This window comes from Serratia sp. EC4 (assembly GCF_059652115.1).
In genome coordinates, this window is the sequence record NZ_JBNIDE010000001.1 from 428,425 (window position 1) to 453,259 (window position 24,835).

Below are 24,835 nucleotides of genomic sequence, written 5' to 3' on the forward strand. Positions count from 1 at the left end.
CCTCATTAAAATTCATTGCGTAATGCCTGATAACCGCGCACCAGTTCGACGTTGGTGGCGGCCACTTCTTCCGAAAACTGCAGCGCGCCGCGATCGACCTGGCGATAACGCGACAAATCGCTGTCCGGCCCCACGCGCTCGGTCGAGGGAATATAGCGGTTTTCCGGCAGCGTCACGCCGTCCACCACCGCGTTGTAGCGCACCACGCAGCCGGACTGAACGTGGCAGTTGAACAGCACGCTGTTGAAACCGATAAACACCCGATCGTCGATGCGACACGGGCCGTGCACGATGGCGCGGTGGGCGATCGAGCTGTAACGGCCGATGGTGACCGCCGCCCCGCTCTTGGAATGGATCACCACGCCGTCCTGAATATTGGAGTGCGAGCCGATGACGATCGGCTCCATGTCGCCGGTTGCGTTCAACTCGTCGGCGCGGATCACCGCATACGGGCCGACGTAGACGAAATCTTCGACGATCACCCGGCCGCAAATAATGGCGGTGGGATCGATGTAGGCCAGCGGCGAAACCTGCGGCAGATGGCCGCTGGGATTTTTACGCAGCATGGTGTTCTCCCCGCCAGCTCAGCTTCGCCACCGCATTGTGGGCATGCAAACTCTCCTGATGCTCGACGCGCAGCGAGAAGGCGCGGTAGTCGCACTGGCTGCGCAGCATGCGATACAGACGCCGCGCCGCGTCCTCGCAAAACATCAGGTTCTGACCGTTGGCCAGCGCGAAGGCCTGCTCGTCGCGGCGTTTCACCAGCGTTTGCACCGGCGTGCCCAATGCGTGTTCGATGCGGTCAATCAGTTTCACCGGTTCGAACGCCTTTTCATTCTCGGGCGTTACGGTGATCCAGGCCCAGCTGCGCTGGCTGTGGGGGGTGGCCGGCATCCCTTGCTCCAGCAGCCACTCGCTCACCTGTCGCTGGCTGACGCGCTCCGCCGCCTGTTCAAAATCAAACTGAAACTGTTGCTGCGCCAGCTGGCGGCTGAGCGCCGCCGAACTCGGGCAGGTAGAGGAATAAGGCACGCCGACGGTCAACGCCAGCGTCAGCGTGCCTGCCAGGGTGGCCTCGATGCGCAGCGGATAGGCTTTCCAGCCGCGCTGCGGCGACAGCAGCGCCGGGCGTGACAGCAACAGCTCGCCGCTGAGCGTCAGGCTGGCGCGATCGCTGTGTTCCGGCTGCGAATCCAGAAAAGCCTGCAGCGTCCGACCGATGCGCTGCGGCGTCAGCTCTCCCTGCGTCAATTCGTCCAGCGCCAGATACAGCCGCGACATGTGAATGCCGCGTTCCCCCGCCGCCTCGGCGCGCAGGTTGATACCGGCGTCGACCTTCGCCATCAATGGCTTGCCGGCCAGCTCCAGCGGCAGCGCGATCCCTTGCATCCCGACCCAATCGAGCCCGACATCACTCATTTCGCCGCGCCCTGCCTGAGCGTCCGGCAGCGAACGGCGTGGTGGAAGTGCAACTTCGTTCATACATCCCCTTGCGTTGTTGTGACTTTGCCGGGGAACGGTAACATGTTTTTGTTATATTATAACATAACATAAAAAACTTTTTTCTTGCCGCTGAACGGCCTGATTAATCAAGTCGCAGAAAACTCAGCGATTTTGCTCAATGGATTGGGCTGCCGGTCAGAGTGCGATACACTAACGCTATTGCTGATTAACCCATGAGCCTCTATGCGTGGTTTACCCTTTTGGATACTGTCGTTGTGCCTGACGGGCTCTGCCCTGGCCGCGACAACACCGCCCGCGCCCGCCGCCGCGGCGCCGCTGCCGGACATTCGCCAGAGCGGCTTTGTCTATTGCGTCAGCGGCATACTGAATACCTTCAACCCGCAAATGGCCAGCAGCGGCCTGACGGTGGATACCCTGGCCGCCCAGCTGTACGATCGCCTGCTGGACGTCGATCCCTACACCTATCGCCTGATCCCCGAGCTGGCGCAAAGCTGGGAAGTGCTGGATAACGGCGCCACCTACCGCTTCCATTTGCGCAAGGACGTGCCGTTCCAGACCACCGCATGGTTCACGCCCACCCGCAAGATGAATGCCGACGACGTGGTGTTCAGCTTTGCCCGCGTATTCGATCAGAAACATCCGTATCACGACGTGAACGGCGGTGAATACCCCTATTTCGACAGCCTGCAGTTCGGCGACTCGGTGCAGAGCGTGAGAAAGCTCGACGACTACACGGTGGAAATTCGCCTGCAGTCGCCCGACGCCTCGTTCCTGTGGCACCTGGCGACTCATTATGCGCCGGTGTTGTCCGCCGAATACGCCGACGCGCTGACGCGCGAAGGCCATCAGGAGCTGATCGATCGCGAGCCGGTCGGCAGCGGCCCGTTCCTGCTCAACGAATACCGCTCGGGGCAATATATTCGCCTGGCGCGCAACGCCGCCTACTGGAAGGGCCTGCCGCGCATGCCGCAGGTGGTGATCGATCTGGGCGCCGGCGGCACGGGCCGCCTCTCCAAGCTGCTGACCGGCGAGTGCGACGTACTGGCCTATCCGGCGGCCAGCCAGCTGTCGATTCTGCGCGACGATCCGCGCCTGCGCCTGACGCTGCGCCCGGGGATGAACATCGCCTATCTGGCGTTCAACACCCGCAAACCGCCGCTCGACAACCTCAACGTGCGCCAGGCGATCTCGCTGGCGATCAACAACCAGCGGTTGATGCAGTCGATCTATTACGGCACGGCGGAAACCGCCGCCTCGATCCTGCCGCGCGCCTCCTGGGCCTACGACAACGACGCGCACGTCACCGAATACGATCCGGCCAAATCGCGCGAGATGCTGCGGCAGGCCGGCGTCAGCCAGCTGAACCTGAAGCTGTGGGTGCCGACCGCCTCGCAGTCTTACAACCCGAGCCCGCTGAAAACCGCCGAACTGATCCAGGCCGATCTCGGCCAGGTGGGCATCAACGTCACCATCGTGCCGGTGGAGGGCCGTTTCCAGGAAGCGCGCCTGATGGAGATGAACCACGATCTGACCCTGACCGGCTGGGCCACCGACAGCAACGATCCGGACAGCTTCTTCCGGCCGCTGCTGAGCTGCGCGGCAATCCGTTCGCAAACCAACTATGCTCACTGGTGTGATCCGGGCTTTGACGAAGTGCTGCAGAACGCGCTGCTGTCGCAGCAGCTGTCTCAGCGCATCGACAACTACCGCAAGGCGCAGAAAATCCTCGAGCAGCAATTGCCGGTGCTGCCGCTGGCGTCTTCCCTGCGCCTGCAGGCCTATCGTTACGACATCAAGGGATTGGTGCTGAGCCCGTTCGGCAACGCCTCGTTCGCCGGGGTGTACCGTGAATCCGCGCCGGAGGTGAAAAAGTGATTATCTTTACCCTGCGCCGCATTCTGCTGCTGCTGATCACGCTGTTCTTCCTGACGCTGGTCAGCTTCAGCCTGAGCTATTTCACGCCGCGCGCGCCGCTGAACGGCGCCGCCCTGCTGGACGCCTATCAGTTCTACTTCGTCAGCCTGCTGCACTGGGACTTCGGCGTCTCCAGCATCAACGGCCAAGCGATCAGCGAACAGCTGCGCGAAGTGTTCCCGGCTACCATGGAACTGTGCCTGCTGGCCTTCGCTATGGCGCTGTTCATCGGCATTCCGCTGGGCATCATCGCCGGCGTGCTGCGCGGCAAGTGGCAGGACACCGCCATCAGCACCTTCGCGCTGCTGGGCTTCTCGATGCCGGTGTTTTGGCTGGCGCTGCTGCTGATGCTGTTCTTCTCGTTGCATCTGGGCTGGCTGCCGGTTTCCGGCCGTTTCGATCTGCTGTATCAGGTGAAACCCATCACCGGTTTCGCGCTGATCGACGCCTGGCTGTCGGACTCGCCGTACCGCGCCGAGATGATCGGCAGCGCGCTGCGCCACATGATCCTGCCGATCGCCGCGCTGGCGGTGGCGCCCACCACCGAAGTGGTGCGGCTGATGCGCATCAGCACCGACGACGTGCTGAGCCAAAACTACATCAAGGCCGCCGCCACCCGCGGCCTGTCGCGCTTCACCATCATCCGTCGCCACGTGTTGCACAACGCGCTGCCGCCGATCGTGCCCAAACTGGGGCTGCAGTTCTCCACCATGCTTACGCTGGCGATGATCACCGAAGTGGTATTCAGCTGGCCGGGCCTCGGCCGGTGGCTGATCAACGCCATTCGCCAGCAGGACTATGCGGCGATCTCCGCCGGCGTGATGGTGGTCGGCACGCTGGTGATCACCATTAACGTTCTGGCCGACATTCTGGGTGCGGCAACCAACCCGCTGAAACATAAGGAATGGTATGCCCTTCGATAACGTATACCGCGAGAAAAAGATGCCGAGTCCGCTGCGCTACACCTGGCGGATTTTCTACGGCGATGCGCTGGCGATGATCGGTTTTTACGGCGTGATCGCCCTGCTGCTGCTGTCGCTGTTCGGCAGCCTGCTGGCGCCCTATGCGCTGGATCAGCAGTTCCTCGGCTATCAACTGCTGCCGCCGTCCTGGTCGCGCTACGGCAACGTGTCGTTCTTTCTCGGCACCGACGATCTCGGGCGCGACATCCTCAGCCGCCTGTTGACCGGCACCGCCGCCACCTTCGGTTCCGCGCTGGCGGTGACGCTGGCCGCGGCATTCTGCGGGGTGATCCTCGGCGTGTTCGCCGGCGTCACCCACGGGCTGCGCTCGGCGGTGCTTAACCACATTCTCGATACCCTGCTGTCGATTCCGTCGCTGCTGCTGGCGATCGTGGTGGTGGCGTTTATCGGCCCCAAACTGGAACACGCCATGCTGGCGGTGTGGCTGGCTCTGCTGCCGCGCATGGTGCGCACCATCTACAGCGCGGTGCACGATGAACTGGAGAAAGAGTACGTGGTGGCGGCGCGGCTTGACGGCGCTTCCACGCTGCAGATCCTGTGGTATGCGGTCATGCCGAACATCGCGGCGGTGCTGGTGACCGAATTCACCCGCGCGCTGTCGATGGCTATTTTGGATATCGCCGCGCTCGGCTTCCTCGATCTCGGCGCGCAGTTGCCTTCTCCTGAATGGGGAGCGATGCTCGGCGATTCGCTCGAGCTGGTGTACGTCGCGCCCTGGACGGTGATGCTGCCCGGCGCGGCCATCCTCGTCAGCGTGCTGCTGGTTAACCTGTTGGGCGACGGTATGCGCCGCGCAATCAATGCCGGGGTGGAATAATGCCGTTACTCGATATCCGCAATCTGACGATTGAATTTATGACCGCCGAAGGGCCGGTCAAGGCGGTCGATCGCGTCAGCATGACGCTGACCGAGGGCGAGGTGCGCGGCCTGGTGGGCGAATCGGGCTCCGGCAAGAGTCTGATCGCCAAAGCCATTTGCGGCGTGACCAAAGACAACTGGCGCGTCACCGCCGATCGTTTCCGCTTCGACGACATCGATCTGCTGCAGCTGAGCCCGCGCGAGCGGCGCAAGCTGGTGGGCCACAACGTCTCAATGATCTTCCAGGAGCCGCAGTCCTGTCTCGACCCTTCCGAGAGCATCGGCCGCCAGCTGGCGCAGGCCATCCCAGGCTGGACCTACAAGGGCCACTGGTGGCAGCGCTTCAACTGGCGCAAACGCCGCGCCATCGAGTTGCTGCACCGCGTCGGCATCAAGGATCATGACGACATCATGGGCAGCTTCCCGTACGAGCTGACGGAAGGCGAGTGCCAGAAAGTGATGATCGCCATCGCGCTGGCCAACCAACCGCGCCTGCTGATCGCCGATGAGCCGACCAACGCCATGGAACCGACCACGCAGGCGCAGATTTTCCGCCTGTTGGCGCGCCTCAACCAGAACAACAACACCACCATTCTGCTGATCAGCCACGACCTGCAGATGATGAGCAAGTGGGCCGATCGGGTGAACGTCTTGTACTGCGGGCAAACGGTGGAAAGCGCCCAGTGCGAAGAACTGCTGGCGGCGCCGCACCACCCTTACACCCAGGCGCTGATCCGCGCCATGCCGGACTTCGGCCGCTCGCTGCCGCACAAGAGCCGTTTAAACACGCTGCCGGGCGCCATTCCTTCGCTGGAACACCTGCCGATCGGCTGCCGCCTGGGGCCGCGCTGCCCTTACGCACAGAAGAAGTGCATCGAAACGCCGCGCCTGCGCCCGGTCAAAAACCACTTCTTCGCCTGCCACTTCCCGCTGAACATGGAGGAGCAATAACATGGAAACGCTGTTGGAAGTGCGCAACCTGAGCAAAACCTACCGCTATCGCACCGGGCTGTTCCGCCGCCAGCACGTCGAGGCGGTGAAATCGGTCAGCTTTACCCTGCGCGAAGGCCAGACGCTGGCGGTGATCGGCGAGAACGGCTCCGGCAAATCCACGCTGGCGAAGATGCTCTCCGGCATGGTGGAGCCGACCGCCGGCGAACTGTTGATCGACGATCATCCGCTGGAATTCGGCGACTATCGCTACCGCAGCCAGCGCATTCGCATGATTTTTCAGGATCCGAGCACCTCGCTCAATCCGCGCCAACGCATCGGCCAGTTGCTGGATGCGCCGCTGCGGCTGAACACCGATCTGGAACCCGCCGAGCGCGAGCAGCGCATCAACCAGACGCTGCGCCAGGTCGGCATGCTGCCGGATCACGCCTACTACTATCCGCACATGCTGGCCTCCGGGCAAAAACAGCGCGTCGCGCTGGCGCGTGCGCTGATCCTGCAGCCGAAGGTGATCGTCGCCGATGAGGCGCTGGCCTCGCTGGACATGTCGATGCGCTCGCAAATCATCAACCTGATGCTGGAGCTGCAGGAAAAACACGGTATTTCCTATATTTATGTCACCCAACATCTCGGCATGATGAAGCATATCAGCGACCAGGTGCTGGTGATGCATGAAGGGGAAATCGTCGAACGCGGCAGCACCGCCGAGGTGTTGGCGGCGCCGCTGCACGAATTGACCAAGCGTCTTATCGCCAGCCACTTCGGCGAGGCGCTGACCGCCGATGCCTGGCGGCGCGACGGCGGCCGCTTCTGAGTCACGCCTTCACCTACAAACCCGCTACGGCGGGTTTTTTATTGCGGTACGCGCCTGCCGCTTAGCAAGAAAACGCACATGCAAATTACATTCTTGTTATATATCCTTATATTTTATTCCTTTCAGTTATTGATTAGTCCGTAACATTATTTTATCTCGCCAGGGCGATCGGTGAGGATATCCCCTACGTTGAGTCTCTCATACGACAGGATATCGCACTGATGAACAGCCTTCGCCATCGCCGCCTCACGCAGCTTCTGCTCACCCTGGCCGCCGGTTTCTCTGTTTATGGCCACGCGCTGTGCTGCGATGAGCTGCGCTAAATCCGCCTTTCGCCCCGCCTGGGGGCATGTTGCCTCTTTGTCCAGCCGCCGCTGCCGTACGCCGCGTTGGCTGTTGATCATGATTAAGGATTGACCCTATGGAACGACTCCGTCGACAACATAATGCCCAGTGGTATCACGAAACCCAAAGCAGCGTGCGGGGCGATGCGCCGCTGGAGCCTCAGGCGGCCACCCTTCGCGATCGCTTTCTGCTGGGGCTGGGCGCCTTCGCCGATGAAGCCTTAAACAATGCGCTCAGCGCTCGCGCCGGGGTGTTCAACGCCTCATTGGCCGGCTACCACGCGCTGTTTCCCGATCAGGTGCCATTATCACGATACGTGACAATGTCACCATATGATCGCCTCAGCACCGCGTTGACCGTCGCTCAGGTGACGGGCGTGCAGTCGCTTTGTAGCCACTATGCCGCCCGCCTCGCCCCGCTGCACAGCCCGGACGCCTCCCGGGAAAGCAATATCCGCCTCGCTCAGATCACCCAATATGCCCGCCAGCTTGCCAGCCAACCCACGCTGATTTGCCGCAAGGCGCTGCAACAGCTCGCCGACGTCGGGCTGAGCCCGGCGGATATCGTCACCTTTTCGCAAATCATCGGTTTTGTCAGCTATCAAGCGCGCGTGGTCGCGGGCGTCGCGGCGTTGGCCGGCCGGCCGGCGGCGGTGGTGCCCGGCTTCCCTAACGTCGAAGACGCCGTTGGCGTCGCTTTCAGTGCCGAAGAGTTAAGCTGGACCGCGCGTCTGCCGCCGATCGACACGGAAGCCGCCGCCGCCGAACAGCTTGACGTGCTGGATCAGAGTCACCCGCAGGCGCGCGCCGAATCTTATTATCTGCTGTTGGCGCACGATGCCGCCGCATTGCGCGAGCGTAACGGGGTGTTCAACGGCATCAATGCCGAAGGATATGGGTTATCGAGCCGCCTGAAGGCGCTGGCGACGCTGGCGGTTTCGCGCATCAACGGCAGCCATTATTGCGCGGCCACGGTGACGCAAGAGCTCCAGGACGACGGACTGGCCCAGGCGCTGTTCGCCGGGCTGCCTCAGGGGCTGGCATTTACCGAGGATGCCGTCAAACGCGCGGTGATCCACACCGCCGCCGAGCTGACGCGCGCACCGGAGAAATTTACCCCGCAGAGCGTGCAGCCGTTGTTCAACAGCGGCCTGAATCAGGCGCAGGCGCTGGAAGTGATCCTCACCGCCGCGCTCTACGCTTGGGAAAATCGCCTGCGCCAAACGTTGGGCGATGCGGAACCGGTACAACCGGCGCTGTGATCTGTCATCACTGAGTTGACGGCTAACGTTCTTCGCCGTTAACTCCCCCCCTCTCTGTTTTGGCGAAAAACTTCACCAAAATATAAATTGATAAAGCAAAAATCCAAACACACTTCATTTATCAGGATTATGATTCGTTTTATTCTGCCACCGGCGAAACACAGGGTTCGTCAAAATTATGTCTGCAAACAAAGCAATAGGCAGATTGCGCCATCGCTCAATTCTGTAACCGTTCTCATCGCAGAAGCAGTAAAACAAGGTTTTAACCCTGCTAATTAATAGATGGACTCATTAAAACCCCTAACCTTTCAGCAGTAGTCGTCTTGCTATTTAGTTTCTATGATTAAGCCGATAGCGGCGTTGTGATGACCCATTTTAAATATTCAACAAAGATAAAAGCTCGCCGTTATTCTCATTATTTTCAATTTTCTATCACAGCAAAAAATATTGTGAGGTAACCCTATGTCTGAACAAGAACTTAAATCCAGCAACAGTATCGTTAACGTGATTGTCGTCATCGATACCGATGCCCTGATAGAAGCATTCGAGAATAACAATCCCAGCCAGGACGCCGGCAACCCGACGGGCATTGGTCATCAATACGCCTATATGGTCGTCACCTCCGAACAGGTGATCGGCGGCTCCGGCACGGCGGACCTGAACTTTAAGGCCAATGTCGGCGACGTCATTCGCTGGACCGGCACCTCAGAATCCGCCAATTTCGACGCCAGCGTGCTGATCTACGGGCTGCCGCAGTTCGGCAGCGGCACCCAGGTTTTCTCCAACCCGACCTTCAAAATGTACACCCGCAGCTCGATGATGCCGGCGCAAAATACCGTATTCCCCGTCAGCTTCACCAACCAAACCTATTGGTTTATACAGGCAGACATTACCAATACCGGTACGGAAAACTATTGCATTCAATTTGGCCTTTATTATCGGCCAAACGGCGGCGATCAGAAATTACTGGGTTATTTCTATTGGGATCCGACCATTACCATCAGCAATTAACATAATTTCATCGGCCGTTAGCGCAAACATGATGATGGCCCCACGGGGCCATCATCATGGCTGGAACGTCGGATAAACATAAACGTCTCTATTCCTTTTGCCGACGCAGCCACTCGCTGGCGGCATCGAAGAATTTTTGCGCCAACGGCGTAGCGCGCTCCGCCATATCGACCACCACCGCCGCATGACGCGGCATGGCGCCGATGGCCACCGGGCGCCGCTGCAGCTCGGGCATCAGCGGCGATTGCAGTTGGCCACGCGGGAACAGCCCGCAGCCCAGGCCGACGAAAATCCCCTCCAGCAGTTGGAAGATCGACGCGGTCTCGAGCCGCGTGTGCAGCGTCAACCCGGCGTCGCGGAAATGCTGATCGAGATAGCGGCGGAAATACCGCGTCGGTTCGGCCAGGCACAGCGGCAAGGCGGCCACCGCCTCCAGCGGCAACGGCGTGTCGCCCACCAGCTTAGGGAAGTGTTGCGGATGAAATACCAGCTCGACGCCGGTTTCCACCAGCGGTTGCGATTGAAAATGCAGTTCCTTCAGCGTCGACAGCTCGAAAAAGCCGATGCCGATGTCGACGGTATGCGCCGTCAGCGCCTCCAGCAGTTGATCGGCGCTCAGCACCGCCAGCCGGTAATCAAGATGCGGATAACGCTCGCTGACCGCCTTGAGCATTTCCGCCACCGAGATGCTGCACTGCGGCACCACGCCAAGGCGCAACGTGCCGTGCAAACCGTGCTTGAGCGACTCCACCTCCAGCTTCAGTCCCTGGTAAACCGAGACAATCTCACGCGCCCACGCCAGCACCCGCTCGCCTTCGGCAGTAAAACCGCCGAAATGGTTGCCGCGGTTAATCAGCGAAACGCCCAGCTCTTTTTCCAGGTTTTTCAATCGCATGGACAGCGTCGGCTGGCTGACGAAGCTGGCCTCCGCCGCTCGACCGAAGTGGCGTTCCCGTTCTAAATTACACAAATAAATCAGTTGTTTAATATCCATAGCGCGGCTCAATGATCGGCATTCGCGCTCAGTATACCACCGGGCGTCGTCGCTCGCCCGGTGAGTCAGAGCTTCAGCTTCATGTAATCCATCAGGCGCGAGAACACGCCGCCCTGCGGCACCGCCTGCAGCGCCACCAGCGGCAGGGTTTTCACCACCTGGCCATTATCGCTGATGCGGATCTCGCCAACGGTTTGTCCTTTGTTGATCGGCGCTTCCAGCCGCGCGGCATTGATCACGTACTGCGCCTTCAGTTTGTCCGCCTCGCTTTTCGGCAGGCTGAGCGACTGTTCTTGCGCGCTGCCGACCGGCAAGCGGTGGCTTTCGCCGTACCAGACCGGTTCGTCCCCCAGGCTCTGGCCGGCGCTGAACAGGTGCACCGTGGTAAAGTCGCGCAGCCCCCACGTCAACAGCTTACGCGCCTGTTCCTCGCGGCCTTTGGAACTTTTGCCGCCCATCACCACGGCGATCAGGCGGCGATCTCCTTCGGTGGCGGAGGCGATGATGTTGAAGCCGGCCGAGGCGGTGTGCCCGGTTTTCAGGCCGTCGACGTGCAGGGTCTTGTCCCACAGCAGGCCGTTGCGGTTCTGCTGCGTGATGCCGTTCCAGGTCAGCGATTTCTCGCTGTACATATGGTATTCCGCCGGCTCGCTCATGATGATGGCGCGCGCAATCACCGCCAGATCGCCGGCGGTGGTGAACTGCCCCGGCGCATCCAGCCCGTGTACCGTTTCGAAATGGGTGTTCTGCAGGCCCAGCTGCGCGCTCTTCTCGTTCATCAGCTTGACGAAGTTGGCCTGGCTGCCCGCCACATAATCGGCCATCGCCACGCAGGCGTCGTTGCCGGAATCGATGATGATGCCGCGGCTGAGATCGCGTACCGTGACCCTGTCACCAGGCTTCAGGAACATTAGCGAGGAGCCTTTGAACACCGGGTTGCCCTGCGCCCAGGCGTCTTTCCCCACGGTGACGACATCGTCGAGGCCAATCTTATGCTGGTCGAGCGCGTGGTCGATCACCAACCCGGTCATCAGTTTGGTCAGGCTGGCCGGATTGCGCCGCTCGTCGGCATTGCCGGCGGCCAGCACCTGGCCGGTGGTGTAATCCATCAAAACGTAAGAGGCGGCGTCTATCGCCGGTGGGGTCATGGTGGGAAAATGGGGCGTCGTTTCCGCCGCCTGCGCCGCTAAAGGCAGTAACATACCGCCGATCACCACTGATACTGAACGCTTCACGCTGTGTTCCTCAGGCCCGCAGGCTAAATAAAATGCCAATATAATCCGCGAGATAGACTGCATGAATTCACTTTCAGGCGAAACCATTACTCTTTTGCAGCGGGTGTCTTTATGCAACCATTTGTTTAGGTCAGCGTCCGCCTGCGATAGATATGCTCTATGCCGCCATTGCACCATTCGATTAGACGCCCGCCTGCCGCGCTCCTAAACTTGTGACATAAATACGCAAAACGCATAAAAAAGCGTTTACTTTTTAGCTACAACCACCTGCGAAGTGTCACCATGAAATTCAAACCGTCAATCAAGCCTTATACCGGCCCGGCGGGCGGCTGGGGTTCGCTTGAAGCCACCACCCGCTTTGTCCTCGACAGTAAACAAACGCTAAAAAACATGCGCAACCTGATGCGCGTCAACAAGGCGCGCGGCTTCGACTGCCCCGGTTGCGCCTGGGGCGACGACAATCACAGCACCTTCAGCTTTTGCGAAAACGGCGCCAAAGCGGTCAGTTGGGAAGCGACGCGCAGCGCCGTGGAGCCTGAGTTCTTCGCCGCCCACAGCGTCAGCACCCTGCAGCAGCAGAGCGACTATTTCCTCGAGTATCAAGGGCGCCTCACCCATCCGATGCGCTACAACGCCGAAACCGACCACTATGAGCCTATCCATTGGCCGGACGCGCTGGCGCTGATCGCCAAACACATCAACGGCATGGACAACCCGAACCAGATCGAGCTGTATACCTCGGGCCGCGCCAGCAACGAAGCGTCGTACCTTTATCAGCTGTTTGGCCGCATGCTCGGCACCAGCAACTTCCCCGACTGTTCCAATATGTGCCACGAAGCGAGCGGCGTTGGGCTGAAGCAGAGCATCGGCGTCGGCAAAGGCACCATCCGCATCGATGACTTCGAAAAGGCCGACGCCATCTTCGTGTTCGGTCAAAATCCCGGCACCAACCACCCGCGCATGCTGCACAGCCTGAAAAACGCCGCCCGACGCGGCGCGCGCATCGTCAGCTTTAACACCCTGCGCGAGCGCGGGCTGGAAAGGTTCGCCGATCCGCAGGATCCGGTGCAGATGCTGACGCCAAAATCCTCGCCGATCAGCTCTTCCTATTACCAGCCGAATCTGGGCGGCGATATGGCGGCGGTGCGCGGCATGGTGAAAGCCCTGCTGGAAACCCACCGTCAGCGCCTCGCCGCCGGTGAACCCGCCCTGTTTGACCTGGCGTTTATCGAACGGCACAGCGTCGGCGTAGAGGCTTATCTGGCGCAGGTGGACGCCACTGAATGGCGGACCATTACCGCGCAATCGGGCCTGAGCGAAGCGCAATTGCGCCAGGCGGCGGCCACCTACCAGGGCGCCGAACGGGTGATCTGCACCTGGGCGATGGGCGTGACTCAGCATAAGCACTCTATTGCAACGGTGCGTGAAATCACCAACCTGCAGTTGTTGTTCGGGCAACTGGGCAAACCGGGCGCCGGTCTGTGCCCGGTACGCGGCCACAGCAACGTCCAGGGCAACCGCACCATGGGGATCGATGAGAAGTCGCCGAAGGCGCTGCTCGACAGCCTGGAACGCCACTTTAACTTCACCGCCAATCGCGCGCTGGGCCACAACACGGTGGAAGCGATCGAAGCGATGCTGCGCGGCGAAGTGAAAGTGCTGATCGCGCTGGGCGGCAACCTGGCCGCCGCGGCGCCGGACACCGAGCGCACCGCCCGCGCCCTGCGCAACTGCGATTTGACGGTGCATATCAGCACCAAGCTTAACCGCAGCCACCTGGTGACCGGCAAAGACGCGCTGATCCTGCCGACGCTCGGCCGCACCGAACTGGACATGCAGGCCAGCGGCTCACAGTACATCACGGTCGAGGACTCGTTCAGCATGGTGCACGCCTCGGAAGGCATCGGCAAACCACTGGCGGACACTCAACGTTCGGAGACGGCGATCGTCTGCGGCATCGCCGACGCCGTGCTGGGTACGCAACAGCTGGACTGGCTGGAATTGGCCGACGACTACTCGCTGATCCGCGATCACATCGCCGCCACCATTCCCGGCTTCGAGGATTTCAACCGGCGCTGCGAGCAACCCGGCGGCTTCTACCTGGGCAATGCCGCCGCCGAACTGCGCTTCGCCACGCCAAGCGGCAAGGCGGAATTCAGCGACGCCGCGCTGCCGACCACCCTGTTCCCGCAGTTGGGCGGCGAGCAAGCGCCGTTTACCCTGCAGACGCTGCGCTCGCACGATCAGTACAACACCACCATCTATGGTCTGGATGACCGCTACCGCGGCGTTTACGGTCAGCGCGAAGTGCTGTTCATCCATCCGGAAGATCTGGCGGCGCTGGGCCTGCAGGATGGCGAACGGGTAGAGATAGAAACCCTGTGGAACGACGGCGTGGTGCGTAAGGTGGATGGATTCAAGCTGGTGAGTTACGACATTCCGCGTGGCAACCTGGCGGCCTACTACCCGGAAACCAACCCGCTGGTGCCGCTGGCCAGCTTCGGCGACGGCACCGGCACCCCGACGTCGAAGTCGATCCCGGTGGCGATTCGCCGCAGCGAGCAGCAACCGTCGCTGCGCATCGCCTGAAAACGCGCGCCCGGTTCACGCCGGGCGCGCCAATATTTCCAGGATAGTCTGCAATTCCTCGGACAGCTGATGCCGCCGCCAGACGAAATAGAGATCGCTCACGCCCTCCTCGCCCATTTCCACCACCTTCAGCCCCGGCGCCGGCAAGATCAGCGGCAGCAACGAGCCGGGCACGCAGGCGACGCCGCAACCATCCTTCACGCAGGCTGCCATCGCGGCATAAGATTCCATTTCCAGCGTCATGCGCGGTTTCAGCCCGCGCGAGGCCAGCCAGTGATCGACCTTCAGCCGGAACGAGCACTCGCGGCTGAACGTGTAAAATTCCAGCGGCGCCAGCGTGGCGGCGTCGGGTTGCCCGACATCCGCCGGCATCAGCAGCACCAGCCGTTCGTCAAACGCCTTTTGGCTGGCCAGCAGCGGATGCTCAATCGGGCCGTCGGTGATCGCCAGATCGAGATCGCTGTCGATCAACATGCGTTCCAGCACCAGCGAGTCGCGGCTCAGCACGTTGATGTGCAAATGGGGCTGTAAACGGCGCAGCCGGGCGATGCGCGCCGGCAAGTGACTGACCAGCGAAAAATCCAGCGCCCCGAGGTTCAGCAGCCCATGCTGTTGCTCGCCGGCGAACAGCTGTTTGCTGCGCTCGGCCTGCGCCACGATGTCGCGCGCCTGCTGGTAGAACAGCCGGCCTTTGGGATTCACGTACAGCCGGTTCTTGTCGCGGAAAAACAGCTCGCCGCCCAGCGACTCTTCCAGCTCGCGCAGCCGCAGCGTAACGTTGGAAGGCACGCAGTGCAGCTCACGGGCGGCGGCGGCGATGGTTTTGTGTTCCACCACGGTGCAGAAAAACTTCAGCTGGCTCAGCTTCATCTATCATTCACTTTTAGTTAGTGTTTTAGTTAAAAACAATCACTTTAGATTAGCATCGATTTCACCTACAGTCTGTCGACACCCTGAGGAGGATCACTGATGCCACTGAATGACTTACTGACGCTGCCCGGCGTGGCGGCCCAACCGGATACGGTAACCGACGGTTACGTGTTCAACCACACCATGATCCGCGTGAAAGACCTGACCAAAGCGTTGGATTTCTATACGCGCGTGCTGGGCTTTACCCCGGTCTATCTGGAAGAGTTCAAAGAAGCTGCCTTCACCATCTGCTACCTGACGCGCAGCCCGCGCGAGCAGATCCCGCAGGATGACGACGAACGCAAACGCTGGGCGCTGAGCCAGCCGGGCATTCTCGAGCTGACCCATAACCACGGCACCGAAAATCAGGCGGATTTCCATTACCACAACGGCAACGGCGAGCCGCGCGGCTTTGGCCACCTGTGCGTCACGGTGCCGGACGTGCGCGCCGCCTGCGAGCGGTTTGAGCGCCTGGGCGTCACCTTCCAGAAACGCCTGCATGAAGGCCGCATGAACTACGTGGCGTTCATTCGCGATCCGGACGATTACTGGATTGAAATCCTGCAGCCGACGCCGCTGCGGGACTGATTGTCCCACGCCCTTCACCCCGGCCTGCGCGCCGGGGTTTTTCATCGTTCGCCCTTCGATTGACCATTCTTGCGCAAAATCGCGCGGCAACGCGGGGTTCCGTGACGTTAGGCTTGCTCGCAGCGGGTGATTCGCGTAAAACTGTCAGCCGCAAATCTTGCCACTCACAACCCATTCACTGGACGATATGTTTCAAGATAACCCGCTGCTGGCGCAGCTTAAACAGCAACTTCACTCTCAGACCCCGCGCGTTGAAGGCGTCGTGAAAGGGACTGAGAAAGGCTTTGGCTTTCTTGAAGTAGACGGTCAAAAAAGCTACTTCATTCCACCGCCGTACATGAAGAAAGTCATGCACGGGGATCGCATTATCGCCACCCTGCACACCGAGAAAGAGCGCGAAATCGCCGAGCCGGAAACCCTGGTCGAGCCGTTCCTGTCGCGCTTCGTCGGCCGCGTGCAAAAGCGCGACGATCGCCTGTCCATCGTGCCCGATCATCCGTTGCTGAAAGAGGCGATTCCGTGCCGCCCGGTGCGTGAACTGACCCACAACTTCCAGGCCGGCGACTGGGCGGTGGCGGAAATGCGCCGTCATCCGCTGAAAGGCGATCGCGGCTTCAACGCCGACCTGACCCAGTTTATCACCGACGGTGAAGACCATTTCGCCCCGTGGTGGGTGACGCTGGCGCGTCACAATCTGGAAAAAGAGGCGCCGGAGATGCAGGCGCTCAGCGAGCCGGACGCTGCGCTGGTGCGTGAAGATCTGACCGCGCTCGAATTCGTCACCATCGACAGCGCCAGCACCGAAGACATGGACGATGCGCTGTACGTGACCGACAACGGTGACGGTTCGCTGCAGTTGACCATCGCCATCGCCGATCCGACCGCTTATGTCGAACAAGGCAGCAAGCTGGACGATATCGCCCGCGTGCGCGCCTTCACCAACTATCTGCCGGGCTTCAACATCCCGATGCTGCCGCGCGATCTGTCGGACAACCTGTGCTCGCTGCGCCCTAACGAGCGCCGTCAGGTGCTGGCTTGCCGCGTGACCATCGCCGCCGACGGCGCGCTGGGCGAAGATATTCAGTTCTTCGCCGCCGAGATCGAATCCAAAGCCAAACTGGTGTACGACGAAGTCTCCGACTGGCTGGACGGCATTGCCGGCTGGCAACCGCCGAGCGACGCTATCGCGCAACAGATCACCCTGCTGAAGCGCGTTTGCGATGCGCGCAATGCCTGGCGCCACCAGCATGCGCTGGTATTCAAAGATCGCCCGGACTACCGCTTCGTGTTGGGTGAAAAAGGCGACGTGCTGGAGATCGTTACCGAGCAGCGCCGCAGCGCCAACCGTATCGTTGAAGAGTGCATGATCGCCGCCAACGTCTGCGCCGCCATCGTGCTGCGCGATCGCCTGGGCTTCGGCGTGTACAACGTGCACACCGGTTTCGATCCTGCGCTGGTTGAGCAAGCGGTCACCGTACTGCAGGCCAACGGCGTCGAAGCCGAAGCCGAGAAGCTGCTGACCCTCGACGGTTTCTGCGAATTGCGCCGCCACCTGGACGCGCAGCCGACCCAGTTCCTCGACAGCCGCATCCGCCGCTTCCAGACCTTCGCCGAGATCAGCACTACGCCGGGGCCACACTTTGGTCTGGGTCTGGAGGCTTACGCCACCTGGACATCGCCGATCCGTAAATACGGCGATATGGTCAACCACCGCCTGCTGAAGGCGATCATCAACCAGCAGACGGCGGAAAAACCGCAGGATGACGTGACGGTGCAGCTGGCGGAGCGCCGCCGCCTGAACCGCATGGCGGAACGCGACGTCGGCGACTGGCTGTACGCCCGCTTCCTGCAGGACAAGGCCGGCACCGATACCCGCTTCAACGCCGAGATCATCGACGTGACCCGTGGCGGCCTGCGTGTGCGCCTGCTGGACAACGGCGCGGTTGCCTTCATCCCGGCACCGTTCATTCACGCGGTGCGTGACGAGATGCAGTGCAGCCAGGAAACCGGCACCGTGCAGATTAAAGGCGAAGTGGTTTACCGCCAGAGCGATACCTTGCAGGTCACCATCGCCGAAGTGCGCATGGAAACCCGCAGCGTGATCGCCCGCCCGGCGGCCTGAACGCCAGCCTGAAACGGTAGCGACGCAAAGCGCCGGCGGTGAGAACCGCCGGCGCTTTTTTTCGCCCGCGCTCGCTAGCGCAATGGATCGCCGCCGGTTTCACGCAGCAAGGGCAGCACCGCCAGCGAAGCCAGCGTCGCCAGCATCAGGTAGACGGCGGGCGCCAGCAGCGAGCCGCTCAACGCGATCGACTGCGAGGCGATATATTGGGCGAAGCCGCCGAAAATCGCCACGCCGAGGCTATAGACCAACGCAAACCCCAATGCGCGAATGCGCTGCGGAAACAGCTCCGAAATCATCAGCATGGTCGGCACCGAGCCGAGCGTGGTCAATCCGACCAATATCGCGACAATCAGCAGCAGCACCGCCGGATGCGGCGCTGCGCTCAGCCACCAAAACGCCGGCAAGGCCACGATCAAGATAGCGATGCGCGAGCCCCGGATCAGCGGCAAACGGCCATAGCGATCGCACCAGTGCCCGACCAACAGGCTACCGCCGAAGGTCACCAGCCCCGCCAGCAGCATCGCGGCATAGCCGTAGGCTTGCGGCATGCCTAAGTATTTCACCGCGTAAGTGCCGAGATAATACATCGAGATGTAAGTGGCGACGGTAGCGCCAATGGTCAGCATCACGCCAAGCACCACCGCCCGCGAGTGCCGTCGCAGCTGCGCCGGCGGTTCATGGGCCCGCGACACCGGCGGCCGGTCGCTTTCCAATCCGAGACGCAGCCAACAACCGAGCGGCGCCAGCGCCACGCCGATAAAGAACGGAATGCGCCATCCCCACTCGGCCATGGCGTTCGGCTCGCCGGAAAGCACCGGCAAGGCCGCGCTGAGCGCCAGCGCGGTGACGCCGCCGACCACGGTGGCGATGCCCTGCGTCGCCAGCGACCAGCTGGAATAGAAGCCTCGCCGGTTAGGTGGCGCCGACTCCACCAGCAACGACATCGATGCCCCCACCTCGCCGCCCGCCGCCACGCCCTGGATCAAACGCGCCGCCACCAGGGTGACGGTTCCCCAATAGCCGGCGCTGGCGTAAGTCGGCGCAAAACCGATCATCGCCGTGCCCAGGCTCATCAGTGAAATCGTCAGGATCATCGCCGGCTTGCGGCCATGGCGATCGGCATAGGCGCCGATCAAAATGCCGCCCAGCGGCCGCATGAAAAAACTGACGCCAAACGTGGCGAACGCCAACAGCAACGCCAAATTAGGATCGCTCGACGGCGGAAAGAACAGCACACTAATATAAATGACGAAGAAGTTATAAATACCGAAATCGAAAAATTCCAGCGCATTGCCGAAGGAGGCGGCGAAGATGACCTTTTTGCCACCGACCTTCGGGGCCGATATTATTTCCGTTTGGGTTTCAGCCGTATTTTCACTCATCATTATCTTCCCTGCTATTATTTTTCGCGTTTATTTTAAATAGGCTTCAGCCAATGCCCCCCAATACTGGCTGCCGGCCGCCAGGCAGCCGTCGTTGAAGTCATATCCCGGATTGTGCACCATGCAGCTGCCTTCGCCGTCGCCGTTGCCAACGATCAGGTAACAGCCCTGCGGATGCGCATCGAGCATAAAGGCGAAGTCTTCGCTGCCCATCAGCGGCCTGGCGCCGTAGTGCGCGCGGGCGGCGCCGAACTGCTGCTCCGCCACGCGGTGGGCGAAACGGGTCATCGCTTCGTCGTTGACCAACACCGGCGTGCCGTTAACGTGTTCCACCGTCGCGTGGGCGCCGAAGCTTGCCGCCTGCGCCTCGATCAGCGCCGGAATGCGCGCCAGCAGCGTAGCGCGCGCCTGGCGATCCAGCGAGCGCACGCTGAGCTTCATCTCCGCGCTGTCCGGGATCACGTTGGCCGCCTCGCCGGCCTTGACGCTGCCAACGGTGATCACCGCCGCCTCCAGCGGATCGATATTGCGCGAAACGATGCTCTGCAGGGCGACGGTGATATGCGAGGCCACCAGCACCGGATCGACCGCCAGCTGCGGGATGGCGCCGTGGCCGCCGCGCCCCTGCACCCGCACGTTGAATTGATCCATCGAGGCCATAAACGGGCCGTGTTGGAAGAAGAACTCGCCGAGCGCCATCCCCGGCATGTTGTGCATGGCGAAGATGGCGTCGCAGGGGAAGCGTTCGAACAGCCCCTGCTCCACCATGCGCGCGCCGCCGTTCAGCATCTCTTCCGCCGGTTGGAAAATCAGGTGCAGCGTGCCCTTGAAGTTGCGCGTTTGCGCCAGGTAGCGGGCGGCGCCGAGCAGCATGGTGGTATGGCCGTCATGGCCGCAGGCATGCATGCGGTTGGCCACGCTGCTGCTCCAGGGCTTGCCGTTGTTTTCCTCGATCGGCAAGGCGTCCATATCGGCGCGCAATCCGAGGCGTTTAACGCCGTCGCCCACCCGCAACGTACCCACCACGCCGGTGCCCGCCAATCCGCGGTGCACCTCATAGCCCCACGAACTCAGATAATCCGCCACCAGATCGCTGGTGCGGAACTCTTCGAAACCCAATTCAGGGTGCTGATGAATATCGTGCCGAATGGCCGTGAGCTGAGGTAAATACCCTTCGATGATTTTATTTATCATAATTAAATTCCTTTCGTAGCTTTATTATTTATTTGATGAATAATTAAGCCCGTGGGTGAAAATAAAGGTATAACACAGCATGAATAATTTTATTTCGGCACACCTCGACAGATAAAATAATAATCCGCCAGACACCGTGCCCAGATAAAAAACGACGATAATTCGCTGTACGCGCCGTGAAAATGCCGAATGAATAACTGCTCAGGATTATGTGGGCGACAGCCTGCGCCAACGCTGTTTCATCACGTTGTTTTTACACTAAAACCCCACCTGCTTCACATTTCTCATCCGACCTGCCGCGGTTCGGCGGCAAAACTTCTACTGTTAAAACGTCATTCCTAATAACAACGTTGATTTTTACCTCTGCACGCCAAGGAGTTGTTTCATGAAAAACATCAGGTCCGGACTTATCTGGCTGCTGGTGGCGTTGGTCGGCGCCTTCGCTTTCGCCATGCTGGCGCTGAGCCGCGGCGAGCACGTCAACGCCGTCTGGCTGGTGGTCGCCGCCGTCGCCTGCTACAGCATCGCCTACCGCTTCTACAGCCGGTTCATCGCCGACAAGGTCTTTGAGCTGGATGACCGTCGTCTGACCCCGGCGGAACGCCATAACGACGGCCTGGACTACGTGCCCACCAACAAATGGGTGCTGTTCGGCCACCACTTCGCCGCGATCGCCGGCGCCGGGCCGCTGGTGGGGCCGATCCTGGCCGCGCAGATGGGCTTCCTGCCGGGGACCATCTGGATCCTGGTCGGCGTCATGCTGGCCGGCGCGGTGCAGGATTTCCTGGTGCTGTTCATCTCCACCCGCCGCGACGGGCGTTCACTGGGGGAAATGGCCAAGCAAGAACTGGGCGCGTTCGCCGGGGTGATCACCATGCTCGGCGCGTTGGGCGTCATGATCATCATCCTGTCGGCGCTGGCGCTGGTGGTGGTAAAAGCGTTGGCCGACAGCCCGTGGGGGCTGTTCACCATCGCCGCCACCATCCCGATCGCGCTGTTCATGGGCATCTACATGCGTTTTATCCGGCCGGGCAAGATCGCCGAAATTTCGGTGATTGGCTTCGTGCTGATGCTGCTGGCGATCGTTTACGGCGGCAACGTGGCGCAAGATCCCTACTGGGGGCCATTCTTCACGCTGCACGGCACCACCCTGACCTGGGTGCTGGTGATCTATGGCTTCGTCGCCTCGGTGCTGCCGGTGTGGCTGCTGCTGGCGCCGCGCGACTACCTTTCCACCTTTATGAAAATCGGCGTCATCATCGGCCTGGCCATCGGCATCGTCTTCGCCATGCCGGAGATGAAAATGCCGGCGGTTTCACGCTTTATCGACGGCAGCGGCCCGGTGTTCGCCGGCGCCCTGTTCCCGTTCCTTTTCATCACCATCGCCTGCGGCGCCATTTCCGGCTTCCACGCGCTGGTTTCCAGCGGCACCACGCCGAAGCTGGTGGAGCGCGAAAGCCACATGCGCTTTATCGGTTACGGCGCCATGCTGATGGAATCTTTCGTCGCCATCATGGCGTTGATCTGCGCCTCGGTGCTGGATCCGGGCGTTTACTTCGCCATGAACTCGCCGGCGGCGCTGATCGGCACCACGGTGGAAAATGCTTCGCAGGTCATCAACAGTTGGGGCTTTATCATCACGCCGGAAACGCTGGCGCTGATCGCCAAAGAGGTGGGTGAGAACTCCATTCTGTCGCGCGCCGGCGGCGCCCCGACCTTCGCCGTGGGCATGGCGCACATCATCAGTGAGGTGTTCAACAGCCGGGCGATGATGGCGTTCTGGTATCACTTCGCCATTCTGTTCGAAGCGCTGTTCATCCTGACCGCCGTCGACGCCGGCACCCGCGCCTGCCGCTTTATGGTGCAGGATCTGGTGGGCGTGGCGGTGCCGCAGCTGGCCAACAACCGCTCCTGGTTCGGCAACCTGGCGGGCACCACGGTGGCGGTCGCCGGCTGGGGCTTCTTCGTGTATCAGGGGGTGGTCGATCCGCTCGGCGGCATCAATACCCTGTGGCCGCTGTTCGGCATCGGCAACCAGATGCTGGCGTCGATGGCGCTGATCCTCGGCACCGTGGTGCTGTTCAAGATGAAAAAGCAGCGCTACGCCTGGGTGACAATTCTGCCGACCGCCTGGCTGTTCGTGACCTCCATGACCGCCGGCTGGCAGAAGATCTTCCACGAAAAACCGAGCATCGGCTTCCTGGCGCAGGCGAAGAAATTCTCCACCGGCATCGAGCAAGGCACGATTATTGCACCGGCCAAATCGCTGAAAGACATGGAAACCATCGTGTTCAGCAACCAGATCAACGCCGCGCTGTGCGGGTTCTTTATGCTGGTGGCGGTGACCATGCTGATCGCCGCTTTCTTCGCCATCCGCCGGGCGCTGCGTTCCGAACAACCGACGGTGCACGAGGTCAGCGCCGCACTGCGAGAGGAGACCGGCCGCGGCTAAGCGAACCGAGCATCAAGCAAGGGCGCCGCGGCGCCCTTTTTACTGGCTTTAGCCTAAGAGCGTCGAGCCGAACGCCCCCTGCCAATCCTGCTCGAATTTCTCGACCGCGGCCTGCACTGCCGGCGCGTTCAGGAACTGCTCCGCGACGTCCACCGGCAGCGTGATGGCCTGGCAGCCGGCCAACAGGCACTCCAGCGCCTGGCGCGGCGTCTTGAAACTGGCGGCCAGCACCTGCGCCGACGGCGCATGCAGGCTCAACAACTGCTGCAGCTCGTGCACCATTTCGATGCCGTCGCCGCCCTGCGCGTCCACCCGATTGACGTAAGGGGCCACATATTCCGCTCCGGCCAAGGCCGCCAACAGCCCCTGCCCGGCGCCGTACACCGCCGTCCCCAGCGTCGGGATGGACATCGTTTTGAGTTTCTTGATCGCCGCCAGCCCTTCGGCGGTCGCCGGGATCTTGACCACCAGCCCCGGGACGCGCTGACTGAGCAGCGCCGCCTCCGCCACCATGCGCTCCGCATCGGCCGCCATCACCTGCGCGAACAGCTTGCCGGTGCCGCCGAGGGCGTCGCGCAGCGCGGGCAGCACTTCCCAGATCGGCTTGCCTTCCTTCGCCACGATGCTCGGGTTGGTGGTGACGCCGTGCAGCGGCAGAATGCGCGCCAGGCGTTTTACCGCGGTCACATCGGCGGTATCGAGATAAAGCTCCATCACGGACTCCTGTGTCATGTTCTGTGGGCGGATTCAAACTCTGATCATCATAGGGCAAAAACCGCGCTAACTTTTGATCAAAATCAATTCAACTTTCATTCGAAACACCTTTAATGGCGAAAGATTCAGCAACGCCAAACGGGTGACTCATGTTCTTCAATCTGCAGCGCTACTCGACCCATGACGGCCCCGGCATCCGCAGCGTGGTCTTTTTAAAAGGCTGCCCGCTGAGCTGCCGCTGGTGTCAGAACCCGGAAAGCCGCTCGCGCCATGCAGACCTGCTGTTTGACGAACGCCTGTGCCTGAGCGGCTGCACGCTGTGCGCCGAGCGCTGCCCGCAAGGCCTGCAGCGTGACGAAGAGGCGTTGACGCTGCGGCGTGAAGTCATCAGCGCAAACGACTACGCGGCGCTGGCCGCCGCCTGCCCGACCGGCGCGCTCAGCCTGTGCGGCAGCCCGGTCAACCCCGACGATATCATGGCCGAGGTGATGCGGGATAAGCCTTTCTACCTGCGCAGCGGCGGCGGTTTAACGCTGTCCGGCGGCGAACCCTTTATGCAGCCGGAGGTTGCAGCGGAACTGCTGCGACGCGGCCGCGAAGCCGGCATCCACACCGCCGTCGAATCCTGCCTGCACGTTCCGTGGCGTTACATCGCGCCTTCGCTGCCGTGGCTGGATCTGCTGTTGGCCGATATCAAACACACCGACGAAGCGCGCTTTAGAGCCTGGACCGGCGGCTCCGCCCGCCGGGTGATGAACAATTTCCGCCGGCTGGCGGCGCACGGCGTGCCAATGACCGTGCGCGTGCCGCTGATCCCCGATTTCAACGCCGATCGTCGCTCTGTCCGTGCGATCGTCGACTTCGCCGCCGACGAGATCGGCGTGTCGGAGATCCACTTTCTGCCGTACCACACGCTGGGCATCAACAAGTACCACCTGCTCGGCGAGCCCTACCGCGCCGCCCGCACGCCGCTGGACGCGCCCGATCTGCTGGCCTTCGCCGAAGACTATGCCAGCGCCAAAGGCCTGACCGCCATTTTGCGAGGATAACGC

General features: G+C 61.4%; 21 protein-coding genes. 12 read left to right on the forward strand and 9 right to left on the reverse strand.

From position 1 onward, the window contains the following. Nucleotides 1-5: 5 nt before the first annotated feature. Both ACP39K_RS01945 and folE2 read right to left on the reverse strand, forming a co-directional pair. Nucleotides 6-566: an LbetaH domain-containing protein gene (locus ACP39K_RS01945; protein ID WP_016927555.1), complete on the reverse strand. Its 561-nt coding sequence runs from the start codon at nucleotides 564-566 to the stop codon at nucleotides 6-8. Next, nucleotides 556-1,482 (reverse strand): GTP cyclohydrolase FolE2, encoded by a 927-nt coding sequence (folE2, locus tag ACP39K_RS01950; protein WP_497008267.1) that lies wholly within the window; start codon nucleotides 1,480-1,482, stop codon nucleotides 556-558. The genes ACP39K_RS01945 and folE2 overlap by 11 nt, the downstream gene beginning before the upstream one ends. A gap of 204 nt (nucleotides 1,483-1,686) precedes the next feature. Between folE2 and sapA the strand changes: the two genes are divergently transcribed. From sapA to sapF, 5 genes are read left to right on the forward strand one after another with little or no spacing between them, the layout of a single operon-like run. Beyond that, on the forward strand, nucleotides 1,687-3,339 hold the full coding sequence (gene sapA / locus ACP39K_RS01955; protein WP_033640158.1) for an ABC transporter substrate-binding protein SapA: 1,653 nt from the start codon (nucleotides 1,687-1,689) through the stop codon (nucleotides 3,337-3,339). Beyond that, nucleotides 3,336-4,301, forward strand: a complete 966-nt coding sequence (gene sapB / locus ACP39K_RS01960) for a putrescine export ABC transporter permease SapB (protein WP_016927552.1) — start codon at nucleotides 3,336-3,338, stop codon at nucleotides 4,299-4,301. Before sapA ends, sapB begins: the two co-directional genes overlap by 4 nt. Continuing rightward, complete coding sequence (gene sapC / locus ACP39K_RS01965; protein WP_004930580.1) at nucleotides 4,288-5,178, forward strand: putrescine export ABC transporter permease SapC; 891 nt, start codon at nucleotides 4,288-4,290, stop codon at nucleotides 5,176-5,178. The genes sapB and sapC overlap by 14 nt, the downstream gene beginning before the upstream one ends. After that, nucleotides 5,178-6,170: a putrescine export ABC transporter ATP-binding protein SapD gene (gene sapD / locus ACP39K_RS01970; RefSeq protein WP_016927551.1), complete on the forward strand. Its 993-nt coding sequence runs from the start codon at nucleotides 5,178-5,180 to the stop codon at nucleotides 6,168-6,170. Before sapC ends, sapD begins: the two co-directional genes overlap by 1 nt. A 1-nt stretch (nucleotide 6,171) precedes the next feature. Continuing rightward, nucleotides 6,172-6,984, forward strand: coding sequence for a putrescine export ABC transporter ATP-binding protein SapF (gene sapF, locus ACP39K_RS01975; RefSeq protein WP_004930589.1), 813 nt, complete (start codon nucleotides 6,172-6,174; stop codon nucleotides 6,982-6,984). A 146-nt stretch (nucleotides 6,985-7,130) separates the two neighbouring features. On the opposite strand, the gene ACP39K_RS01980 is transcribed toward sapF, so the two are convergent. After that, complete coding sequence (locus ACP39K_RS01980; protein ID WP_033640157.1) at nucleotides 7,131-7,388, reverse strand: hypothetical protein; 258 nt, start codon at nucleotides 7,386-7,388, stop codon at nucleotides 7,131-7,133. A 17-nt stretch (nucleotides 7,389-7,405) separates the two neighbouring features. Here ACP39K_RS01980 and ACP39K_RS01985 point away from each other — a divergent pair, with 17 nt between their 5' ends. Next, on the forward strand, nucleotides 7,406-8,590 hold the full coding sequence (locus ACP39K_RS01985; RefSeq protein WP_497008268.1) for a CMD domain-containing protein: 1,185 nt from the start codon (nucleotides 7,406-7,408) through the stop codon (nucleotides 8,588-8,590). A gap of 462 nt (nucleotides 8,591-9,052) precedes the next feature. Next, entirely contained in the window at nucleotides 9,053-9,601 is a 549-nt protein-coding gene (locus ACP39K_RS01990; RefSeq protein ID WP_015378018.1) for an inclusion body family protein, read from the forward strand. A gap of 88 nt (nucleotides 9,602-9,689) precedes the next feature. On the opposite strand, the gene ACP39K_RS01995 is transcribed toward ACP39K_RS01990, so the two are convergent. Together ACP39K_RS01995 and dacD are read right to left on the reverse strand one after the other, a co-directional pair. Continuing rightward, nucleotides 9,690-10,595: a LysR family transcriptional regulator gene (locus ACP39K_RS01995; RefSeq protein WP_016927547.1), complete on the reverse strand. Its 906-nt coding sequence runs from the start codon at nucleotides 10,593-10,595 to the stop codon at nucleotides 9,690-9,692. Nucleotides 10,596-10,660: 65 nt separating this feature from the next. Then, entirely contained in the window at nucleotides 10,661-11,830 is a 1,170-nt protein-coding gene (gene dacD, locus ACP39K_RS02000) for a serine-type D-Ala-D-Ala carboxypeptidase DacD (protein WP_079449779.1), read from the reverse strand. 282 nt (nucleotides 11,831-12,112) lie between these two features. Here dacD and ACP39K_RS02005 point away from each other — a divergent pair, with 282 nt between their 5' ends. Continuing rightward, nucleotides 12,113-14,419 carry an FdhF/YdeP family oxidoreductase gene (locus ACP39K_RS02005; protein WP_016927545.1) on the forward strand — a complete coding sequence of 769 codons (2,307 nt, stop codon included), beginning with the start codon at nucleotides 12,113-12,115 and terminating at the stop codon, nucleotides 14,417-14,419. Between the two features lie 15 nt (nucleotides 14,420-14,434). Here the strand turns inward: ACP39K_RS02005 and ACP39K_RS02010 are convergent, their stop codons facing one another. After that, nucleotides 14,435-15,289 (reverse strand): LysR family transcriptional regulator, encoded by an 855-nt coding sequence (locus ACP39K_RS02010; RefSeq protein ID WP_033640155.1) that lies wholly within the window; start codon nucleotides 15,287-15,289, stop codon nucleotides 14,435-14,437. A 99-nt stretch (nucleotides 15,290-15,388) separates the two neighbouring features. On the opposite strand from ACP39K_RS02010, the gene gloA reads away from it, so the two are divergent. Both gloA and ACP39K_RS02020 read left to right on the forward strand, forming a co-directional pair. Then, a complete protein-coding gene (gene gloA, locus ACP39K_RS02015) occupies nucleotides 15,389-15,916 on the forward strand; it encodes a lactoylglutathione lyase (RefSeq protein WP_016927543.1) in 528 nt (175 codons plus the stop codon). A gap of 187 nt (nucleotides 15,917-16,103) precedes the next feature. Beyond that, on the forward strand, nucleotides 16,104-18,038 hold the full coding sequence (locus ACP39K_RS02020) for an exoribonuclease II (protein WP_048796268.1): 1,935 nt from the start codon (nucleotides 16,104-16,106) through the stop codon (nucleotides 18,036-18,038). Nucleotides 18,039-18,112: 74 nt separating this feature from the next. Here the strand turns inward: ACP39K_RS02020 and ACP39K_RS02025 are convergent, their stop codons facing one another. Together ACP39K_RS02025 and ACP39K_RS02030 are read right to left on the reverse strand one after the other, a co-directional pair. After that, nucleotides 18,113-19,423, reverse strand: coding sequence for an MFS transporter (locus tag ACP39K_RS02025; protein WP_033640153.1), 1,311 nt, complete (start codon nucleotides 19,421-19,423; stop codon nucleotides 18,113-18,115). Between the two features lie 30 nt (nucleotides 19,424-19,453). Further along, nucleotides 19,454-20,617, reverse strand: a complete 1,164-nt coding sequence (locus ACP39K_RS02030; protein WP_497008269.1) for a M20 aminoacylase family protein — start codon at nucleotides 20,615-20,617, stop codon at nucleotides 19,454-19,456. A 385-nt stretch (nucleotides 20,618-21,002) separates the two neighbouring features. Here ACP39K_RS02030 and ACP39K_RS02035 point away from each other — a divergent pair, with 385 nt between their 5' ends. Then, complete coding sequence (locus ACP39K_RS02035; RefSeq protein WP_048796266.1) at nucleotides 21,003-23,069, forward strand: carbon starvation CstA family protein; 2,067 nt, start codon at nucleotides 21,003-21,005, stop codon at nucleotides 23,067-23,069. Nucleotides 23,070-23,117: 48 nt separating this feature from the next. On the opposite strand, the gene fsa is transcribed toward ACP39K_RS02035, so the two are convergent. Beyond that, nucleotides 23,118-23,783 carry a fructose-6-phosphate aldolase gene (gene fsa, locus ACP39K_RS02040; RefSeq protein ID WP_015378028.1) on the reverse strand — a complete coding sequence of 222 codons (666 nt, stop codon included), beginning with the start codon at nucleotides 23,781-23,783 and terminating at the stop codon, nucleotides 23,118-23,120. Nucleotides 23,784-23,932: 149 nt separating this feature from the next. Between fsa and ACP39K_RS02045 the strand changes: the two genes are divergently transcribed. Continuing rightward, complete coding sequence (locus ACP39K_RS02045; RefSeq protein ID WP_497008270.1) at nucleotides 23,933-24,832, forward strand: glycyl-radical enzyme activating protein; 900 nt, start codon at nucleotides 23,933-23,935, stop codon at nucleotides 24,830-24,832. Nucleotides 24,833-24,835 lie beyond the last annotated feature (3 nt).